This window comes from Nocardia sp. NPDC004278, from assembly GCF_053602975.1.
Genome location: NZ_JBSGEQ010000001.1, coordinates 39,977 through 57,173, shown reverse-complemented (window position 1 = coordinate 57,173; position 17,197 = coordinate 39,977). Strand labels below are relative to the sequence as shown.

Below are 17,197 nucleotides of genomic sequence, written 5' to 3'. Positions count from 1 at the left end.
ACCGCTATATGGTCGTCCGGATGGTCGTCCGATCGAAGACGCTGGCATCATCGAGCAGCGCCGCCCGCAGCATGCTCTCCGGCACACCCAAGCCCTCGACCAGGGCGAGCGCGTCCGGGCGCAGCCGGTCGACGAGTTCATTGACGCCGCGGCGCACCGCCTTCGCGCGATCGACCGACATGAACCGGTGCATGATGAACCAGGCCTGGTTCTCCTCGAGCATCGAGTAGACGTAGAGGTCGCAGACGGTTTCGGCGAGTTCGCGCGCCGCCGGATCCGCGATGCCGGCAATGCCTTCGATGAACTCCTCGAGAATCAGCCGGTCGATATGCGCGGTGCCCGCGGCCAGGATGTGGTCCTGCGCGTTATTGAATGCCTCGAACGGGGTGGTGTCCTTGGCGCGGGCACGCAGCCGGTGCCCTGCGGTGCGAACCAGATAGTCCTCACGGTCGGCGAACAGCTGCAGCTGCACCGAGCGGCGGGACAGGTCGCCGTCGTCGACGCTATCGTCGCCGCGGTCGCGCAGCGTCTGGATCAGTTGGCGCACACCGGACCGCTTGCGCACCACATCACCGGCCATCGTCGCGGCGAAGCGCACCCAGCCGAGCGCGTCCAGATCGCGGATCTCATCGGAATAGGCGGTCAGCAGTTCCTTGGCCACCAGCTGGGTCAGCACCACATTGTCGCCCTCGAAGGTGGTGAACACATCGGTATCGGCCTTCAGCGTGACCAGGCGGTTCTCGGTGAGATAGCCGGCGCCGCCACAGGCTTCGCGGCATTCCTGGATGGCGCGGGTCGCGAATCTGGTCTGCGCCACCTTGAGTCCGGCGGCCCGCTTCTCCAGGGCGCGCTGCGCGCCGGGATCGAGATCCTGACCGGTCTGCACCAGATGCATCCGGCGAACCAGATCATTCTGGGCGAATGCGAGTGCATACGACCGGGCGATCAATGGCAGCAGCCGCCGCTGATGACTGCGGTAGTCCAGCAGCAGGGTCTCCTGACCGCTGTCCGGATCGGAAAACTGGCGGCGCATCAGCGCATACCGCGTTGCAATGCTCAACGCCACCCGCGCACCGGCCGCCGCCGCACCGCCGACGCTGACCCGCCCGCGCACCAAAGTGCCGAGCGTGGTGAAGAATCGGCGGCTCGGATTCTCGATATCGGAGCTGTAGGTGCCATCCGGTGCGACATCGGCATACCGGTTGAGCAAGTTCTCGCGCGGAATGCGGACCTGATCGAAGACGATGCGACCGTTGTCGACGCCGGGCAGACCGCCCTTGAGGCCGTCGTCGTAGGTGGTCACGCCGGGCAGATCGGCGCCGTGCGCATCGCGGATCGGCACCAGGAAGCAGTGCACGCCCTGGCTCGTCTCCTGGGTGATCAGCTGCGCGAAAACCGCGGCCATCCTGGCATGTTCGGCCGCGCCGCCGATGTAGTCCTTGCGCGCCGAGGGCGTCGGCGACTGCACGACGAACTCCTGGGTCGCCGGATCGTAGGTCGCGGTCGTCTCCAGATTCGCGACATCGCTGCCGTGTCCGGATTCGGTCATCGCGAAACAGCCGAGCAGATCCAGTGAGATCAGCCGCTCGACCACATCGCGATGCCGTTCGGTCCCGAGGTTTTCCACGGCACCGCCGAACAACCCCCACTGCACTCCCGATTTCACCCACAGCGACAGGTCGGCATAGGCCAGCATCTCCAGCCCGACCACGGCCGCGCCCGGCTCCCCCGTGCCTCCGTGCTCGCGCCGGAAACCGGCCTCCGCGTATCCCATCGTCGCGATGACCCGCATCTGCTCGAGCACCCGGGCTCGGGCCGCGCGGTAGTCGAGATAGGGGTCGCCGGAAAACCGGTCGTCGGCCAGCCGCACCCGGGCTTCGGCGCGCACCGCACGCCATGGGCCGTCGAGTGCATCGCGCAGGTGGTCCGATGTCGAGGGAATCTCGGTGTCAACCATGGGACCGACACTAGCGTTTCACCGACGTCCAGCGATCGGTTCGCACCGATGACATATCACCCCCAATGGCTGCATCCAACGCTCTGACCAGCGAATTCGGTAGCCGTGACACGACATCTTCGCCGCACTCTTGCTTTGCGGTTGAACGCGCGTTTAATATACTAAACATGTGTTCAACCAGAGAGCCGTACCGCAAGGATCCGCCGAACTAGGAGGCGCCGCGTGACGCCGACCCCGAATTCGGATCTCACCACCGCCGCCCGAATACGCGATATCGCGATCGAGGTGTTCGGTGACAACGGATTCCAGGTCGGAGTGCGTGCGATCGCCACAGCGGCCGATGTCTCCCCGGGACTGGTCAACCATCACTTCGGCTCCAAGGACGGCCTGCGGGCCGCCTGCGACGAACGGGTGCTGCAGTTGATCCGGGACCAGAAGTGGAAGACCGCCACCGAGACGAACGTCGCGAAAAGCATGCTCACCGCGATGTCCGAGATCGAGGCATACGGCCCGCTGGTCGCCTATATGGTGCGCAGCCTGCAGGCGGGGGGCCCGTTGGCCGAATCCCTACTCGAGCACATGATCTCGGATGCCGAGGAGTACATCCAGGCAGGCGTCGAGGCGGGCACCATCAAGCCGAGTCGCGATCCGGCCGCGCGCGCCAGATATCTGACGATGGTCAACGTCGGCGCGAGCGTCCTGTACTTCACCCTGCTGCAACAACGCGGCGAAAAGATCGACTACCGCAAGCTCGTTCGCACCATGACCGAAGAGTTCATGATGCCCGCCGCGGAGCTCTACGCCCAGGGATTCCTGACCGACCCAACGATCTTGGACATACTCACCAAGGAGACCTGATGTCCGACATCATCGAAGTTCGCGATCTGCACAAGAACTTCGGCCACTTCGCTGCCCTCAATGGGCTCGATCTCGCGGTTAGCGATGGCGAAATCCATGGCTTCCTCGGCCCGAACGGCGCAGGGAAGTCGACCACCATCCGTATCCTGCTCGGGATCCTGCGCGCCAGCTCCGGCGAGGTCCGGCTGCTCGGGGGCGACCCGTGGACCGATGCGGTCGAGCTGCATCGCGAAATCGCTTATGTACCAGGAGATGTCACACTGTGGCCGTCACTGTCCGGCGGTGAGACCATCGACCTGCTCGCCAGGATGCGCGGGGAAATCAATCCGCAGCGTCGCACTGAACTCATCGAGCGCTTCGACCTGGATCCGCGCAAGAAGGCGCGCACCTACTCGAAGGGCAACCGACAGAAGGTCGCATTGATCTCCGCGCTCGCCTCCGATGTGCGTCTGCTGCTGCTCGACGAACCGACCTCGGGCCTGGATCCATTGATGGAGCAGGTCTTTCGCGAATGCGTCGAAGAGGCCAAACAGCGCGGCACCACGGTCCTGCTGTCCAGCCATATCCTCTCCGAGGTGGAGGTGCTGTGCGACCGGGTGACCATCATCCGGGCCGGGCGCACGGTGGAAAGCGGGTCGCTATCGGATATGCGGCATCTGTCGCGCACCTCCATCACCGCCGAATTGCTCGGCGACCCGGGCGACCTCAGCCGTGTCCCGGGTGTCGAGGACATCGAACGCGACGGTTCGACGCTGCGCTGCCAGGTCGACGGTGAACATCTCGGTGCGCTGATCCGGATCCTCGGCGATGTCGGAGTACGCAGCCTCACCAGTGCGCCGCCAACGCTGGAGGAGCTGTTCCTGCGGCACTACCACGTCGACGGCGCGACCTCCGAGCAGGCGAGCGCGACCATGCAGAAGGTGGGATCATGACAACCGCAACCGCGGGCGGCAGGCATTACGCCGCGCCCGCCGCGCGCGGGTCGGCCGACTTCGCCGGTACCGCCCAGATGCTGCGACTGTTCCTGCGGCGCGACCGAATCGTATTGCCGCTGTGGGTATTTGCCTTCGGACTGCTGCCCGCCTTCTATGTCGGCAGCGCCAAGGCCGTCTACACCACGCAGGCCGACCTCGATCATGCGGCGAAGTCGGTCATGGAAAGCCCGGCGCTCGTTGCCATGTATGGGCCGGTCTTCAGCACCGACCTCGGCTCGGTCGGACTGTGGAAGGCCGGGCCGTTCTACGCGATGATCGCGATCGCGACGATCCTCACCGTCATCCGGCACACCCGGGTCGAGGAGGAGACCGGTCGCGCGGAGTTGGTGGGCGCCACCAGCATCGGCCGCTACGCGGGGTTGACCGCCGCCATGATCATGACGGCGACCGGCTGTCTGATCGTCGCCGTGCTGAGCGCCCTCGCGCTCTACAGCAGTGACCTGCCCGCCGCCGGTTCGCTGGCCTACGGTGCGACGCTCGGTGGTTCCGGTCTGGCCTGGGCCGGGGTCGCGGCCATCGCGGCACAGGTGAGCGTGGGTGCGCGGGTCGCGCGCGGGGTGGCGTTCGGCGCGCTCGGCGCGGCCTTCGCAGTTCGCGCGGTCGGCGATGCGGGAAATGGTGTGCTGTCGTGGTTTTCACCGCTCGGCTGGTGCATCAATATGCGGCCGTATGCGGATGAGCGCTGGTGGATACTGATCCCACTGCTCACCGTCGCCATTGTGACCACTGCAGTCGCGTATATGCTTCTGCGGCAACGTGATACGGGCTCGGGCCTGCTCGCCGAGCGGTCCGGCGCGCCGGTCGCGGCGCCCACGCTGTCCGGTCCATCGGGGCTGGCGTGGCGGCTGCAGCGCGGCTCGCTGCTGGCCTGGTCCATCGGCTTCCTGCTCTACGGATCGCTGATGGGCGGCGCCATCAACAGCGTCGGCGACATGCTCGAGAACAGTAAGCAGATCCGCGATGTGATCAACCGGATGGGCGGCACTGATGTGCTGCAGAATTCGTTCATCACCTTCGCCCTCAGCATGCTGGCCATCGCGGCATCGGCCTACTCCATCTCGGCCGTGCTGCGGCTGCACGAGGAGGAGTCGAGCCAGCGCGCCGAGGCCACCCTGGCCGGATCGGTGAGCCGAGTGCGCTACGCGCTCAGCCACATCGGCATCGCACTGGTCGGCCCCGTGGTACTGCTGCTCGTCGCGGGCGCGGCGGTCGGCATCATCTACGGGATATCGGACGGCGATCTCGCGGGCAAGCTCGGCGACTGCCTGGGCGCGGCGGCGGTTCAAGTTCCCGCCGTGTGGGTGCTTACGGGCATCGCCGTGACGATCTACGGTCTCGCGCCGCGCTACACCCCGGTGGCGTGGGGCGTACTCAGCACGATGATCGCCATCTTCGTCATCGGCTCCCTCGACGGACTGCCGCAGTGGGTCCGCGACCTGGTCCCCTTCGCCCATCCGCCGAAGCTCCCCGGTTCGCCCTTCGAGGCCACCCCGATCCTGTGGCTACTCGGGATCGCGGTCGCATTGCTCGCGGTCGGGATCGCGGCCTTCCGCCGCCGCGACCTGCGCTGACCGATAAAATACTGCCCCGTCACGAGCTACAGCTCGTGACGGGGCAGCTTTCTTGCTGCCGTGTGACCCGCCGGTTCAGACGACCGGTTATGTCGACGGGCGTTTCAAGAATGGGAACAGCGGCATTCGATGGGTAACCTCTGCTGCTTATCGGAGCGAAACAAGCAGATGAGGCAATGTCGATATTCTCCCAACGCGTTATCCGACTCACCGCGGCGACCGCCGCAACGTTGCTCGGACTCGCCGTGGCCGCGTTACCCGCACAGGCACAGCAGGGTCCGCAATCACCGCAATATGCGCCGACCATGTTGATCCTGGATGCCTCCGGCTCCATGCAGCGACCGGATCCGGCGGGCACCATGATGGACGCGGCCAAGAATGCCGTGCGTTCGTTCGTCGGCACCGCACCCGCCGAATCCAAAGTGGGACTGACTGTTTACGGCACGAGTACCGGAAACAGCGAGGCGGAGAAGACATCCGGCTGCCGTGACGTGCAAGTCCTGCACAAACCCGAGACTCTCGACCGGACCGCATTGACCAGCGCGGTCGATGGGATCAAGGCCAGCGGCTGGACGCCCATGGGCACCGCACTGCGCCAAGCCGCCGACACCCTCCCGAAGTCCGGTCCGCGCTCCATCGTGTTGGTTTCCGATGGCGACGACACCTGCTCCCCACCGGATCCGTGCGAGGTGGCACGAGAATTGAAGCAGCAGGGCCTCGACCTCGTGGTGCACGCCATCGGGTTCGCGGTCGACGCCAAGGCCCGCGCCCAACTCACCTGCATGGCCCAGGCAACCGGCGGCACGTACAGCGACGCCGCCGACGGCCCCGCACTCGAGCGGACCCTGCCACGCGTGAGCTCCGCCGCACTGCGCAACTACAAGGCGGTCGGCACACCGATCACGGGCACCGGAAAATACGACACCGCTCCGGTGGCCACCCCTGGCCAGTATTTGGACACCCTCGGTCAGAAGGAAAAGCGTTACTGGGCAGTCGATATCCCGGCCGGAGCAACCGCGTACTTCAGCGGCACCCTGTCCTTCCCGCGCCTGCCCAATATCTCCTCGACCGAGGATATGAACACGCTGCAGCTACGGATCTACGGCGCCGACGGTCAGGATTGCAATGTCTTCGAATCCGAGCAGGCGACCAGTTCCAGCGACGGCGTCGCGCTCACGGTGGCCAAGGCGTTCGACGGCGCGACCAAGCAACCCACCGGCGGCAGCGGCAGCTCCGATAAGTGCAAGGGCGGCGGCCGCTACTACTTCCAGCTGACCTGGGACAGAGTCTCGGCCGGTGTGCCGGAACGACTTCCGATCGAGCTGCTGGTCGGTATCGAACCCGCGGTAACCGATGCCGGTCCGGTCGCCGTCGCGCCGCTCACGGCTTTCACCGAGCCGAGCGGCACGGGCACCCCCGTCTCCGGCGGTCCGTCCTTCACCGCGGCCAGCACCCTGTCCGGCAGCGGCCGCTACACCGACACCATCCGGCAGGGTGAGTTCGTGTTCTATCGAGTGAAGCTGGATTGGGGCCAAGGGTTGGCGTATCGAGTCCACTACGGCGGCAACGGCCGACACGGCGTCGACAACATCTCCAATGTCCGCACCACCCTGTACAGCCCGATCCGCGAGACGATCGACTCGGACTTCTCCTCCTACACCGGCAGCGACACCGTGCTGCCGACGAACGAGGCGATGGCCACCGTGCCGATTCGGTACAACAACCGCAAATCCGATGTGCTCGATACCCGCAACGAGGCGGTGGCGGGCTGGTACTACATCGCGGTGAAGCTCGGCTCGAGCTTCACTGACAAGGGCGACAACCAGCCGGTTTCAGTGCAGTTGGATCTCACCGTGACCGGCGCCACGGAAAGCGGCCCGACGTACGCGACCACCGTCGGCGATGGCGTTTTCGGCGAGAACTCCACCGCTGCGAAGACGCCGACAAGCCGCGACACCACCGTCGTAGCAGCGGAATCGACTGCGTCCGAATCGAATTCGTCGACAGGCCGGATCGTGATCGCCCTGATAAGCGTGGCGGTCATCGGCGCTATCGGCGTGGTCGTCGGACTCGTCGTCGCACGGCGGCGGCTGGGTTAGTGTGGCACGAAAGCCCGCTGACATCGTGATATCAGCGGGCTTTCGGCCGAGCGCTCAGCCTGCCGCTGCGATACCCAGCTTCCCAGCCAGGCGAGTCAAGTACGCGCGCACGTCATCGGCATCACGATCCGGCAGCCCGAAAACCGCCTCGGTAATACCCAATTCGGCCCATTGCGCGAGCTGCGCCGCATCATGGCGTCCGGCCAGTGCGATGATCTCCGGACTGCCCTCGCGCTCATGCTCGCGCCAAACCCGGTTCAGCAGTTCGATCTTCTCGCCGAGCCCGTCCTCGGTGGGGGTGGTGAGCCAGCCGTCGGCGTTCTTGGCCAGCCAGGTGAACGACTGCTCGGTCCCGGCCGCGCCGAGGATCACCGGAATCCGCTTCTGCACCGGCTTGGGCCAGGACCAGCTCGGTCCGAAGTTCACGAACTGACCCGCGAAGCTGGCCTCCTCATCGGACCAGAGGGCGCGCATGGCATCGAGGTGTTCCCGCAGCACCGTCCTGCGCTTGTTCGCGGGGACCCCGTGATGCGCCATTTCGTCGGTGTTCCAACCGAATCCGACGCCGAGGCTGACCCGACCGCCGGACAGATGGTCCAGGGAGGCGAGGGTTTTGGCGAGGGTGATCGGATGGTGTTCGGCGGGCAGTGCGACCGCTGTGGACAGCGTGATCCGACTGGTGACGGCCGCCGCGGTGGCCAGCGCGACCCAGGGGTCCAGCGTGCGCAGATAGCGGTCATCGGGCAGGGTGGCATCCCCGGTGCGCGGATGCGCGGCCGCCCTGATCACCGGGATATGGGTGTGTTCGGGCACGTAGAACGCGTCGAATCCGGCCTGCTCGGCGGCCGCGGCCGCATCGGCGGGCGTTATGCCCCGGTCACTGGTGAACAACACAATTCCGTACCGCACCGTACCCGCTCCCATTCGCTCGCGACTGCTATTCGGCCGCTCGAAGTATCAGCAAATTAGAACAAGTTCTATCACTTTTGCCAGCTCCGACCAAGTGTCCGGACAACCGTCTGGCAATCGATGTGGCTCCGCGACCACAGGTGATGCGACATCGGCACCGGATGACTACGGTCACGCACATGGGTCTGGAAACACTCTCAGGAGGAGACGACGCCGCAACCCCGGACGACCCCCTGGGCAAGCGGCCCCGACTGCGTTTCTTCCGAGCACCTCGCATCCCCGTCGTCAAACAGGCGGTCGACCTGCTGGTCGCCGACCGTCCCGCCACCGCGGACACCATTGTGGCCGCGCCGACACCGCTACAGCCGATCGATCTGACCGACGACGCCCGGGTCGCGGAGGTCCTCGACCTGGCGGTGCGGGTCGGAGAGGTCGTGCTCGCCTCGGGTACCGGTGTCAACGATACGACCACCCAGGTGCGCTTCATCGCTGCCACCTACGGCCTGTCCCGCTGCGATATCGATGTCACCTACGACGCGATCAGGATCTGGGCCGACCGCGGTCCGCAGCTGCCACCGGCCAGCACCATGCGCGTGGTGAAGTATCGGTCCCTGGACTTCACCCGCCTCGCCGCGGTCGACCGGCTCACCCGCCGCATCCGCAATGAGGTCGTGTCGCCGGAGGATGCCCGGGCGCAGCTCGATGCCATCACCTCGGCACCGCATCCGTACCACCGCTGGATCGCCACGTTCGGATGGTCACTGCTTGCCGCATCGATCGCGGCGCTGCTCGGCGGCGGCTGGCTCGTCGCCGCGGTGAGTTTCGGCACCACGCTGGCGATCGACCGCGCCAATCGCGTCCTGAATCGCTACGGGCTGCCGTTTTTCTTCCAGCATGTGGTGGGCGGCGCGATCGCGGCGACACCGGCGCTGCTGTTGGCGACACTCGCGGCGACCGTCCATATCAATGTCGACCCGACGCTGATCATCGCCGCCGGAATCACCGTGCTGCTCAGTGGTTTGCAACTGGTCGGCGCGGTGCAGGACGGGATAACCGGCGCACCGATCACCGCGACCGCGCGCATGCTCGAGGTGCTGATGATGACCGGCGGCATCATCGCGGGCATCGCACTGGCACTGCGGGTCGGAGAGCTCGCGGGTGCCACGGTGCCGCCGGTCTATCTCACCTCCGGCCGCGACATCACCGATCTGCCGATCAAGATCGCCGCCGGTGCCGTGGCCGCGCTGACGTTCGCACTCGCCTGCTACGCCGAGCGCCGGGCGCTGGCCGCCGCCGCGCTCGGTGGCGCGGCGGGCACGATCTGTTTTCTGCTGGTGCAGCATCTCGGCTTCGGCCCGGTGATCTCCTCCGCGGTCGCCGCGACGCTGGTCGGCCTGGCCGGTGGTCTGATGGCACGCCGGTCACTGACTCCTCCGCTGGTCGTCGCGGTCGCGGGCATTACTCCGCTGCTACCTGGTCTGAAGGTGTACCGCGGGCTCTACGCACTGCTCAATGACGAGTTGCTGATCGGAGCCAATCAGGTGCTCGCCGCGGTCGGCGTCGGCTGTGCGCTGGCCGCGGGTGTGACCCTCGGCGAATGGATCGACCGGACCGTGCGCAGGCCGCGCATTACGAGCCGGTTCGGCTCGATCCGCAGGCCGGTCATCGTGCGCCGACGCCGCCCACCGCGCCATCCCCTACGTCGGGACACGAGTCGATCTCGACAGACGCATCAGGAGTGAGCCGGTATGGTTGTACCGACCGGTAAGGGTTCCCAAAGCACTGAGCGATAGCGAGGTGGTTCAGGAATGTCGGACACCGTCCCGTTCTCCACGGCGATCCGTACCGCCACCGCACAACAGCATGAAGAGGCCGAGAACTCCTCGTTCATCAGTGACATGCTCGGCGGCTCGCTCGGCATCGATTCCTATCATCGCTACACCACCCAGCTCTGGTTCATCTACCGCGCGCTAGAGGGCCGCTGGGAAACGCTCGCCGATGATCCGGTCGCGGGTCCGTTCATTCGACCGGAACTGGCTCGCACCGCGGAACTCCAGCGCGACCTCGCCCATCTCATCGGCCCGCACTGGCGCGGCGCGCTCGAAGCACTGCCCGCCACCGCCGCCTACGCCGAGCGCATCGATGAGTGCGCCCGTGATTGGCCCGCCGGATATATCGCCCATCACTACACCCGATACCTCGGCGATCTCTCCGGCGGCCAGGTCATCCGCGGCACCGCCGAAAAGCTCTGGAACCTGCCGCATCGCGGCGACGGCGTCCGCTTCTACGTCTTCGACGGCGTCGGCAATCCGGCCGCCTTCAAACGCGAATACCGCGCACTGCTCGACCAACTGCCGCTCGACGATCTCGAGCGCCGTCGCGTACTCGACGAGGGACAGCAGGCCTTCGCACTCAATACCGCGGTCTTCGCCGAACTCGCCGCCGAATTCCCGGCCCGCCGCCCCTCCTGACCGGATACGCGCCCGACCCAGGCGATTCGCCCCGGGGCGTGATCAGTAGGCCCCCTCGCCGCGCGCGACGGCGCCGATGGTCTTGGCGATCAACAGCAGATCCAGAATCATGGACCAGTTTTCGACATAGGACAGATCCAGGCGCACCGAATCCTCCAGCGAAAGATTGGATCGTCCGCTCACCTGCCACAGGCCGGTGACGCCCGGCTTCACCAGCAGCCTGCGCCGCATATCGCCGTCGTAGGTGTCGACCTCGCGCTGCACCTGCGGGCGCGGCCCGACCACGCTCATCTCACCGCGCAGCACATTCAGGAACTGCGGCAGCTCGTCCAGGCTGAACTTGCGAATGATCTTGCCGATCGGGGTGATTCGCGGATCGTCTTTCATCTTGAAGAACACCGGATTGCCGCCATGGGATTCGATGAGTGCCGCGACCTGACGGTCCGCGTCGAAGTACATGCTGCGGAACTTGATCATCTGGAACGGCTTGCCGCCGCGGCCGATTCGTTCCGAGCGGTAGAACACCGGTCCGGGACTGGTCAGTTTGACCAGGATCGCGATGGCGAGCAGCGCGGGCAGGATGGCGAGCAGCACCCCACCGGCGAAGCACACATCGAATACCGCCTTACCGGTCGACTTCGCGCGGTCGTACTGCGGTTTGGCGATGTGCTGCATCGGCATGCCCGCGACCTGGCGGTTCGTCAACCGGGTGCCCGCGATATCGACGACACCGGGCGCGACGATCAGCTCGACACCGAGCGGGTCCAGATCCCAAGCCATCCGGCGCAATTCGACCGGCCCGAGGTGATCGGTCGCCGTCACCGCGACGGTATCGGCACCGCTACGGCGCACCGCGTCGAGTACCGAGCGGTCGTCGCCGACCACCGAAAACGATTTTCCCGACGCCCGGATCGCGTATTCGGTGCTATCGGTGCCGCCATCCGGAAGGCACACCCCGACAACCCGATATCCGGAGGCCGGATCGCGGGAGAATGCGGCCGCCATCGCCTGCGCCGCCTCCGCACAGCCGACCACCAGCACCGAGATCCGGTACTCGCCGACGCTGCGCCGCTGCCGGGTGTGCAGCCGCCACAGCAATCGGCTCGACATCAATCCGAATAGACCGAGCGGCAGCGCGATCGCGAGATATCCACGCGCGAACTCGATCTGCAATATCAGCGACATGATCGCCAATGCCCCGAACAGCCGCAGGGTGGCCGAAACCAACCGGCGGTATTCTTCTGCCCCACTCCCGACCACCTGGGGCGATCGGGTATTGCACGCGGCCAGGAAGGCGAGCCAGGTGAGCGCGAGCAATACCGAAACCACGGTATAGCCGACCTCGTACGGCATCGGCCATGCCAGCGGGGGCGCGACGGGGCCGCCGAATCGGATCAGCTGCGCCAGGCCGACCGACGCGGCGACTACCGCGAAATCCGTTGTGGCCAAGCGCCTTACATACTCTGCCTGCCAGCGTTCGCGCTCCGAGCGCGGCAGTGTTCTGGACGGACCCGTGACGTCCAGGTCGTCATCATCGGTGAGCTCGAAGCTCATTGAACACGCACCTCCCCCTGGGAGTATTTGTTGCCCCCGATCCCCGTCGACCGGTCCCCTCGACGCAATCTGACCGCCCGGGGTGTTCCTTCAGTCGGCGGCCAGAACGCGATTGTTACAGAACACAATCCCATTCATCCACCGAACAGAAAGGGCCGCAGCGTATTCCACGCAGTAGCCAACATTCGGACGGTCGGTTTTTTGGCCCGTGATCGAAAGGCAACATGCAGAAAGTCGGCAGGTGGCGCACACGCAGCCCGACCGTCCGGAAGCGATAGTGGGGGATCTACCCCCTATCGAATTGTTTGCCACTCGAATGCTACCCCCCGGAATGGCCTCAAAATCGTCCGGAAACCGCTACCCCCCAATCGATTTGGGGGGCAATACGCAAGCGATTCGTTGTAACGTCTCACTTGATCGCAGCGACGTGCTGGGCATGCCGGTTATTCGCCGGACGACCCACGCGGCAGGAGGCAGGGGCCAGGATGCGTTGTCGACTTTGTGAATCCGAGCGTCTTTCGAGCGTGCTCGACCTCGGGGCCACACCGCCGTGTGAGAAGTTTCTCGCGGCGGACGAACTCGATCTTCCGGAGCCGACCTACCCGCTACATCTGCGAATTTGCGATGACTGCCTACTGTTGCAGATCCCCGCATTGATCACACCCGAGGAAACCTTTACCGAGTACGCATATTTCGCATCATATTCCGATAGTTGGGTCGAACATGCCGAAGTTTTCGTTTCCGAGGCCGTCGAAAGATTGAGCCTGCAACCCGACTCGTTCGTGGTCGAGGTCGCGAGCAATGACGGCTATCTGCTGCGCCACGTCGTCGCCGCGGGCATACCGTGCCTCGGCATCGAGCCCTCGGTGAACGTCGGCGCGGCCGCTCGCAAGATCGGCGTGCCGACCGAAACGGTGTTTCTCGACGAGGAATTCGCCAAGCGGATCTGCGGCCAGCACGGGCCCGCGAATCTGGTGGTCGCCAACAATGTCTACGCGCACGTCCCCGACCTGCGCGGTTTCACCCGCGCACTGCGCGAGCTGATGGCCGATGACGGCTGGCTCTCGATCGAGGTGCACCACGCGCTGAACCTGATGGAACTGGCCCAGTTCGACACCATCTATCACGAACACTTCCAGTACTACACGGTGCTCTCGGCCCAGCGTGCACTGGCAACGGCCGGATTGGCCGTGGTGGATGTCGAACTGCTTGCCACACACGGCGGTTCGATCCGCCTGTGGGCCCGCCCGGAGGCGGTCGCGGATGCGCCGAGCCCCCGGGTGCACGAGGTGCTGCGGCGCGAGCAGGCCGCGGGCCTGCACCGGGTCGAGGGCTACCAGCATTTGGAGTCCAGCGCCCGGCATGTGCGTCAGGAGCTGCTGCGTTTTCTGCTCGACGCACAGGCCCAGGGCAAACGGGTGGTCGGCTACGGCGCGCCCGGCAAGGGCAACACACTGCTCAACTATTGCGGGATCCGTCCAGACCTGCTGAGCTATACGGTCGACCGAAATCCCTATAAGCACGGGCGATTCACCCCCGGCACCCGGATCCCGATCTATCCGACCGCACGCATCGATCTCGATCGACCCGATGTGGTGCTGGTCCTGCCGTGGAACCTCGAAGCCGAGATCTCCGCACAACTGCGCCATATCGCCGAGTGGGGCGGCGAACTGGTCTATCCACTACCAACTCTGCACAGCGCGGTGCTCGGGGAATCGAATAACGCTGAAACGAGGGGAAGGCACGCACGATGAAGGTTGTGCTGTTCTGCGGCGGCTATGGGATGCGCATGCGCGACGGCTCCGACATGCTCCCGAAACCGATGCAACTGGTCGGTCCGCGGCCACTGCTCTGGCATGTGATGCGCTACTACGCGCACTACGGCCACAAGGATTTCATCTTGTGCCTCGGCTACGGCGCCGAGCACATCAAAGACTTCTTCCTGAGCTATCAGGAGTCGGTCTCCAACGACTTCGTCATCCGCGATGGCTCGGTGGAGCTGCTGCGCACCGATATCAGCGACTGGTCGATCACCTTCGTCGACACCGGCCTGGACTCGGCCATCGGCGAGCGGCTGCGCCGGGTGCGCCCGCATCTCGAGGGCGAGCAGACCTTCCTGGCCAACTACGCCGACGTGCTCACCGACGCACCGCTGGACGAAATGATCGAGCGCTTCAGCGCCTCCGGCGCGGCCGCCTCGATGATGGTGGTGCCGCCGCAGCAGTCGTTCCACTGCGTCGATATCAAGCCCAATGGCGAGGTCAAGGAGATCCGCCCGGTCTCGTCGATGCCGCTGTGGGAGAACGGCGGATACTTCGTGCTCAGCCATGAGGTGCTCGATCTGCTGCCGCCCGGGGGCGATCTGGTGGCCGACGCGTGTGGCAGGCTCGCCGGGCAGGGACGGCTCTACGGCTATCAGCATCTCGGCTTCTGGAAGCCCGCCGACACCTTCAAGGAACGCGCCGAACTCGACGCCGCGTACCGGTCCGGCATCCGGCCGTGGATGGTCTGGGAGAAGCAGTTCGCATGATCGCCCTGACCACCGGGCCATTGCACGAAATCGCGATACTCGGCGCGCACTGCGACGATATCGCGATCGGCATGGGCGCAACGCTGCGCACGCTGGCGCACCGGTACCGCGGACTTCGGGTGCGCGCGCTGGTGCTCTCCGGCGCGGGCACGGTGCGTGAGGACGAGGAACGTGCCGCACTGGCCGCCTTCTGTCCCGGCGCTGACCTCGAGGTGACGGTGCTCGATCTGCCCGATGGTCGCGCCCCGGCGCACTGGGATCGGATCAAACAGGCGCTGTCCACCTTTCGCGCGGGTACCGAGCCGGATCTGGTCTTCGCACCGCAGCGCGGTGACGCGCATCAGGACCATCGGCTCCTCGCCGAACTCGTGCCCACCGAATTCCGCGACCATCTGGTGCTCGGCTACGAGATCCTCAAATGGGAGACCGATACGCCACACCCGACCGTATTCGTTCCGATATCAACGGAATTCGCCGAGGAAAAGGCGCGGCTGCTGCAGAAGCACTACCCTTCACAAGTGGGGCGGGACTGGTTCGACGGACAGTCGTTCACCGGTCTGTCCCGGCTGCGTGGGGTGCAATGCCGGGCTCAGCATGCCGAAGCATTCATTGTCGACAAAGTTGTCGTCGGTTTCGAGCTGTCATGAAAACTGGAGACACGGGCATGCGCGTTCTGCTCACCGGACATCAGGGTTATCTCGGCACGGTCATGGCTCCGGTGCTACGCGCCGCGGGGCATGAGGTGATCGGACTCGATACGGGATTCTTCGCCCAGTGCGTACTCGGTCGACTGCCGGATGATCCGCCCGGGCTCGCGGTCGATCTGCGCGATGTGACCGTCGAGCAGCTCACCGGATTCGATGCGGTGATCCATCTCGCGGCGCTGTCCAATGATCCGCTCGGCGCACTCGATCCCGAAATCACCTATGCCATCAATCATCACGCGTCGGTCCGACTGGCCCGACTCGCGAAAGACGCTGGGGTGCAGCGGTTTCTGTACGCCTCGACCTGTTCGGTGTACGGCGCGGCGGGCGACGAACTCGTCACCGAGGACGCACCGCTGCGCCCGATCACGCCCTATGCCGAGAGCAAGGTGCGCGTCGAGGACGATGTCGCCGCACTTGCGGATGACGACTTCACACCGGTATTCCTGCGCAACGCAACGGCATTTGGCTTCTCGCCGCGGCTGCGCGCGGATATCGTGCTCAATAATCTGGTCGGGTACGCGGTACTCACCGGCGAGGTCAGGGTGCTCTCCGATGGGACACCGTGGCGGCCGCTGGTGCATGCCGCCGATATCGCCGACGCCTTCGCGGCCTGTCTGACCGCGCCGGTGGCCGCGATCAACTGTCGGGCATTCAATATCGGCACCGAGGCGAACAACCTCACCGTCGCCGATATCGCCAAGGCCGTGGTGGACGCGGTGCCGGGTTCCCGGCTGTCCATCACCGGTGAAAGCGGCGCGGACCCGAGGTCCTACCGCGTCGATTTCTCCGCTGCCCGTTCGGTTCTCGGCTACCACGCGACGTGGACGGTGGCCGCCGGAGCCGAGCAGCTGTCTCGCGAATACACCGCCAGGGGACTGACCAGTGACGACTTCTTCCGCCGGTTCACCCGGCTGCCGCAGCTGGAGAAATTGCGACAGACCGGGGTGCTCGATGCGTCGATGCGTCGAATCAGCGCCCCTCCGGCAGAGCTGCCCGCACCTTCGTGAGCAACTGTCGCCAGCTGCCCGCGGCCCGGTCGCGGGCGGAGACGACGGTGACCGGCAGCGCCCATGCGATGGCCAGATCCGGATCGTCGTAGGCGACGCCGATATCCTCGGCCGGATCGTGCGGGCGATCGATGCGGTAGCAGACGTCGGCGGTGGCGGTCAGTGCCTGGAAGCCGTGCAGGAAGCCGGGCGGCACATACAGGTGCCGGAATTCGGTGTCGTCGAGCCGAAACGCCTGCTGGCGGCCGAAGGTTGGCGAGGTGGGCCGGATATCGACGAGGACGTCGTGCACCGCGCCATGCGCGCAGCGCACCAGCTTCGCCTCACCCCGCCCGGATCGCCCGTGCATGCCCCGAATCACCCCGCGCGCCGAACGGGATTGCGAATCCTGCACGAACGCGGCCGCGATTCCGGGTGCGCCGAGGTGGGCATCGAATTCGGTGGCGTCGAAGGTACGGGTGAACAGGCCGCGCTCGTCCCGGAACGGTTCGGGCACCAGCATCAGGACATCGGCGAGATCGGTCTTTTCGATGCGCACC

Annotated in this window: 14 protein-coding genes; 10 read left to right on the top strand and 4 right to left on the bottom strand. The window is 65.7% G+C overall.

What is annotated here, in order from left to right:
* Positions 1 to 4: 4 nt before the first annotated feature.
* A complete protein-coding gene (locus tag ACWEO2_RS00250) occupies positions 5 to 1,942 on the bottom strand; it encodes an acyl-CoA dehydrogenase family protein (protein ID WP_452403688.1) in 1,938 nt (645 codons plus the stop codon).
* Positions 1,943 to 2,179: 237 nt separating this feature from the next.
* On the opposite strand from ACWEO2_RS00250, the gene ACWEO2_RS00245 reads away from it, so the two are divergent.
* The 4 genes from ACWEO2_RS00245 to ACWEO2_RS00230 all read left to right on the top strand — a co-directional run bounded on the left by ACWEO2_RS00245 (position 2,180) and on the right by ACWEO2_RS00230 (position 7,480).
* Complete coding sequence (locus ACWEO2_RS00245; RefSeq protein WP_452403330.1) at positions 2,180 to 2,815, top strand: TetR family transcriptional regulator; 636 nt, start codon at positions 2,180 to 2,182, stop codon at positions 2,813 to 2,815.
* Positions 2,815 to 3,747 (top strand): ABC transporter ATP-binding protein, encoded by a 933-nt coding sequence (locus ACWEO2_RS00240; RefSeq protein ID WP_354956465.1) that lies wholly within the window; start codon positions 2,815 to 2,817, stop codon positions 3,745 to 3,747. The genes ACWEO2_RS00245 and ACWEO2_RS00240 overlap by 1 nt, the downstream gene beginning before the upstream one ends.
* Entirely contained in the window at positions 3,744 to 5,381 is a 1,638-nt protein-coding gene (locus ACWEO2_RS00235; RefSeq protein ID WP_452403329.1) for an ABC transporter permease, read from the top strand. Before ACWEO2_RS00240 ends, ACWEO2_RS00235 begins: the two co-directional genes overlap by 4 nt.
* A 176-nt stretch (positions 5,382 to 5,557) precedes the next feature.
* Positions 5,558 to 7,480, top strand: coding sequence for a vWA domain-containing protein (locus tag ACWEO2_RS00230; RefSeq protein WP_452403328.1), 1,923 nt, complete (start codon positions 5,558 to 5,560; stop codon positions 7,478 to 7,480).
* Positions 7,481 to 7,534: 54 nt separating this feature from the next.
* On the opposite strand, the gene ACWEO2_RS00225 is transcribed toward ACWEO2_RS00230, so the two are convergent.
* Entirely contained in the window at positions 7,535 to 8,389 is an 855-nt protein-coding gene (locus tag ACWEO2_RS00225; RefSeq protein ID WP_452403327.1) for a TIGR03619 family F420-dependent LLM class oxidoreductase, read from the bottom strand.
* A gap of 275 nt (positions 8,390 to 8,664) precedes the next feature.
* Here ACWEO2_RS00225 and ACWEO2_RS00220 point away from each other — a divergent pair, with 275 nt between their 5' ends.
* The gene (locus tag ACWEO2_RS00220; RefSeq protein ID WP_452403687.1) at positions 8,665 to 10,131 is read left to right on the top strand and encodes a threonine/serine ThrE exporter family protein; all 1,467 of its coding nucleotides are present in this window, start codon (positions 8,665 to 8,667) and stop codon (positions 10,129 to 10,131) included.
* Positions 10,132 to 10,197: 66 nt separating this feature from the next.
* Positions 10,198 to 10,860: a biliverdin-producing heme oxygenase gene (locus ACWEO2_RS00215; protein ID WP_452403326.1), complete on the top strand. Its 663-nt coding sequence runs from the start codon at positions 10,198 to 10,200 to the stop codon at positions 10,858 to 10,860.
* A gap of 42 nt (positions 10,861 to 10,902) precedes the next feature.
* Here the strand turns inward: ACWEO2_RS00215 and ACWEO2_RS00210 are convergent, their stop codons facing one another.
* The gene (locus ACWEO2_RS00210; protein WP_452403325.1) at positions 10,903 to 12,414 is read right to left on the bottom strand and encodes a sugar transferase; all 1,512 of its coding nucleotides are present in this window, start codon (positions 12,412 to 12,414) and stop codon (positions 10,903 to 10,905) included.
* Between the two features lie 485 nt (positions 12,415 to 12,899).
* Between ACWEO2_RS00210 and ACWEO2_RS00205 the strand changes: the two genes are divergently transcribed.
* Genes ACWEO2_RS00205 through ACWEO2_RS00190 form a run of 4 tightly spaced genes read left to right on the top strand, consistent with a single transcriptional unit; the run spans position 12,900 to position 16,658 of the window.
* Complete coding sequence (locus ACWEO2_RS00205; protein ID WP_452403324.1) at positions 12,900 to 14,168, top strand: class I SAM-dependent methyltransferase; 1,269 nt, start codon at positions 12,900 to 12,902, stop codon at positions 14,166 to 14,168.
* On the top strand, positions 14,165 to 14,944 hold the full coding sequence (locus ACWEO2_RS00200; RefSeq protein ID WP_452403323.1) for a glucose-1-phosphate cytidylyltransferase: 780 nt from the start codon (positions 14,165 to 14,167) through the stop codon (positions 14,942 to 14,944). The genes ACWEO2_RS00205 and ACWEO2_RS00200 overlap by 4 nt, the downstream gene beginning before the upstream one ends.
* The gene (locus ACWEO2_RS00195) at positions 14,941 to 15,591 is read left to right on the top strand and encodes a PIG-L deacetylase family protein (RefSeq protein WP_452403322.1); all 651 of its coding nucleotides are present in this window, start codon (positions 14,941 to 14,943) and stop codon (positions 15,589 to 15,591) included. The genes ACWEO2_RS00200 and ACWEO2_RS00195 overlap by 4 nt, the downstream gene beginning before the upstream one ends.
* 17 nt (positions 15,592 to 15,608) lie before the next feature.
* Positions 15,609 to 16,658 (top strand): NAD-dependent epimerase/dehydratase family protein, encoded by a 1,050-nt coding sequence (locus tag ACWEO2_RS00190; RefSeq protein ID WP_452403686.1) that lies wholly within the window; start codon positions 15,609 to 15,611, stop codon positions 16,656 to 16,658.
* Here the strand turns inward: ACWEO2_RS00190 and rfbC are convergent.
* Entirely contained in the window at positions 16,621 to 17,196 is a 576-nt protein-coding gene (gene rfbC, locus ACWEO2_RS00185) for a dTDP-4-dehydrorhamnose 3,5-epimerase (protein ID WP_452403321.1), read from the bottom strand. The genes ACWEO2_RS00190 and rfbC overlap by 38 nt on opposite strands.
* Between the last annotated feature and the right edge of the window lies 1 nt (position 17,197).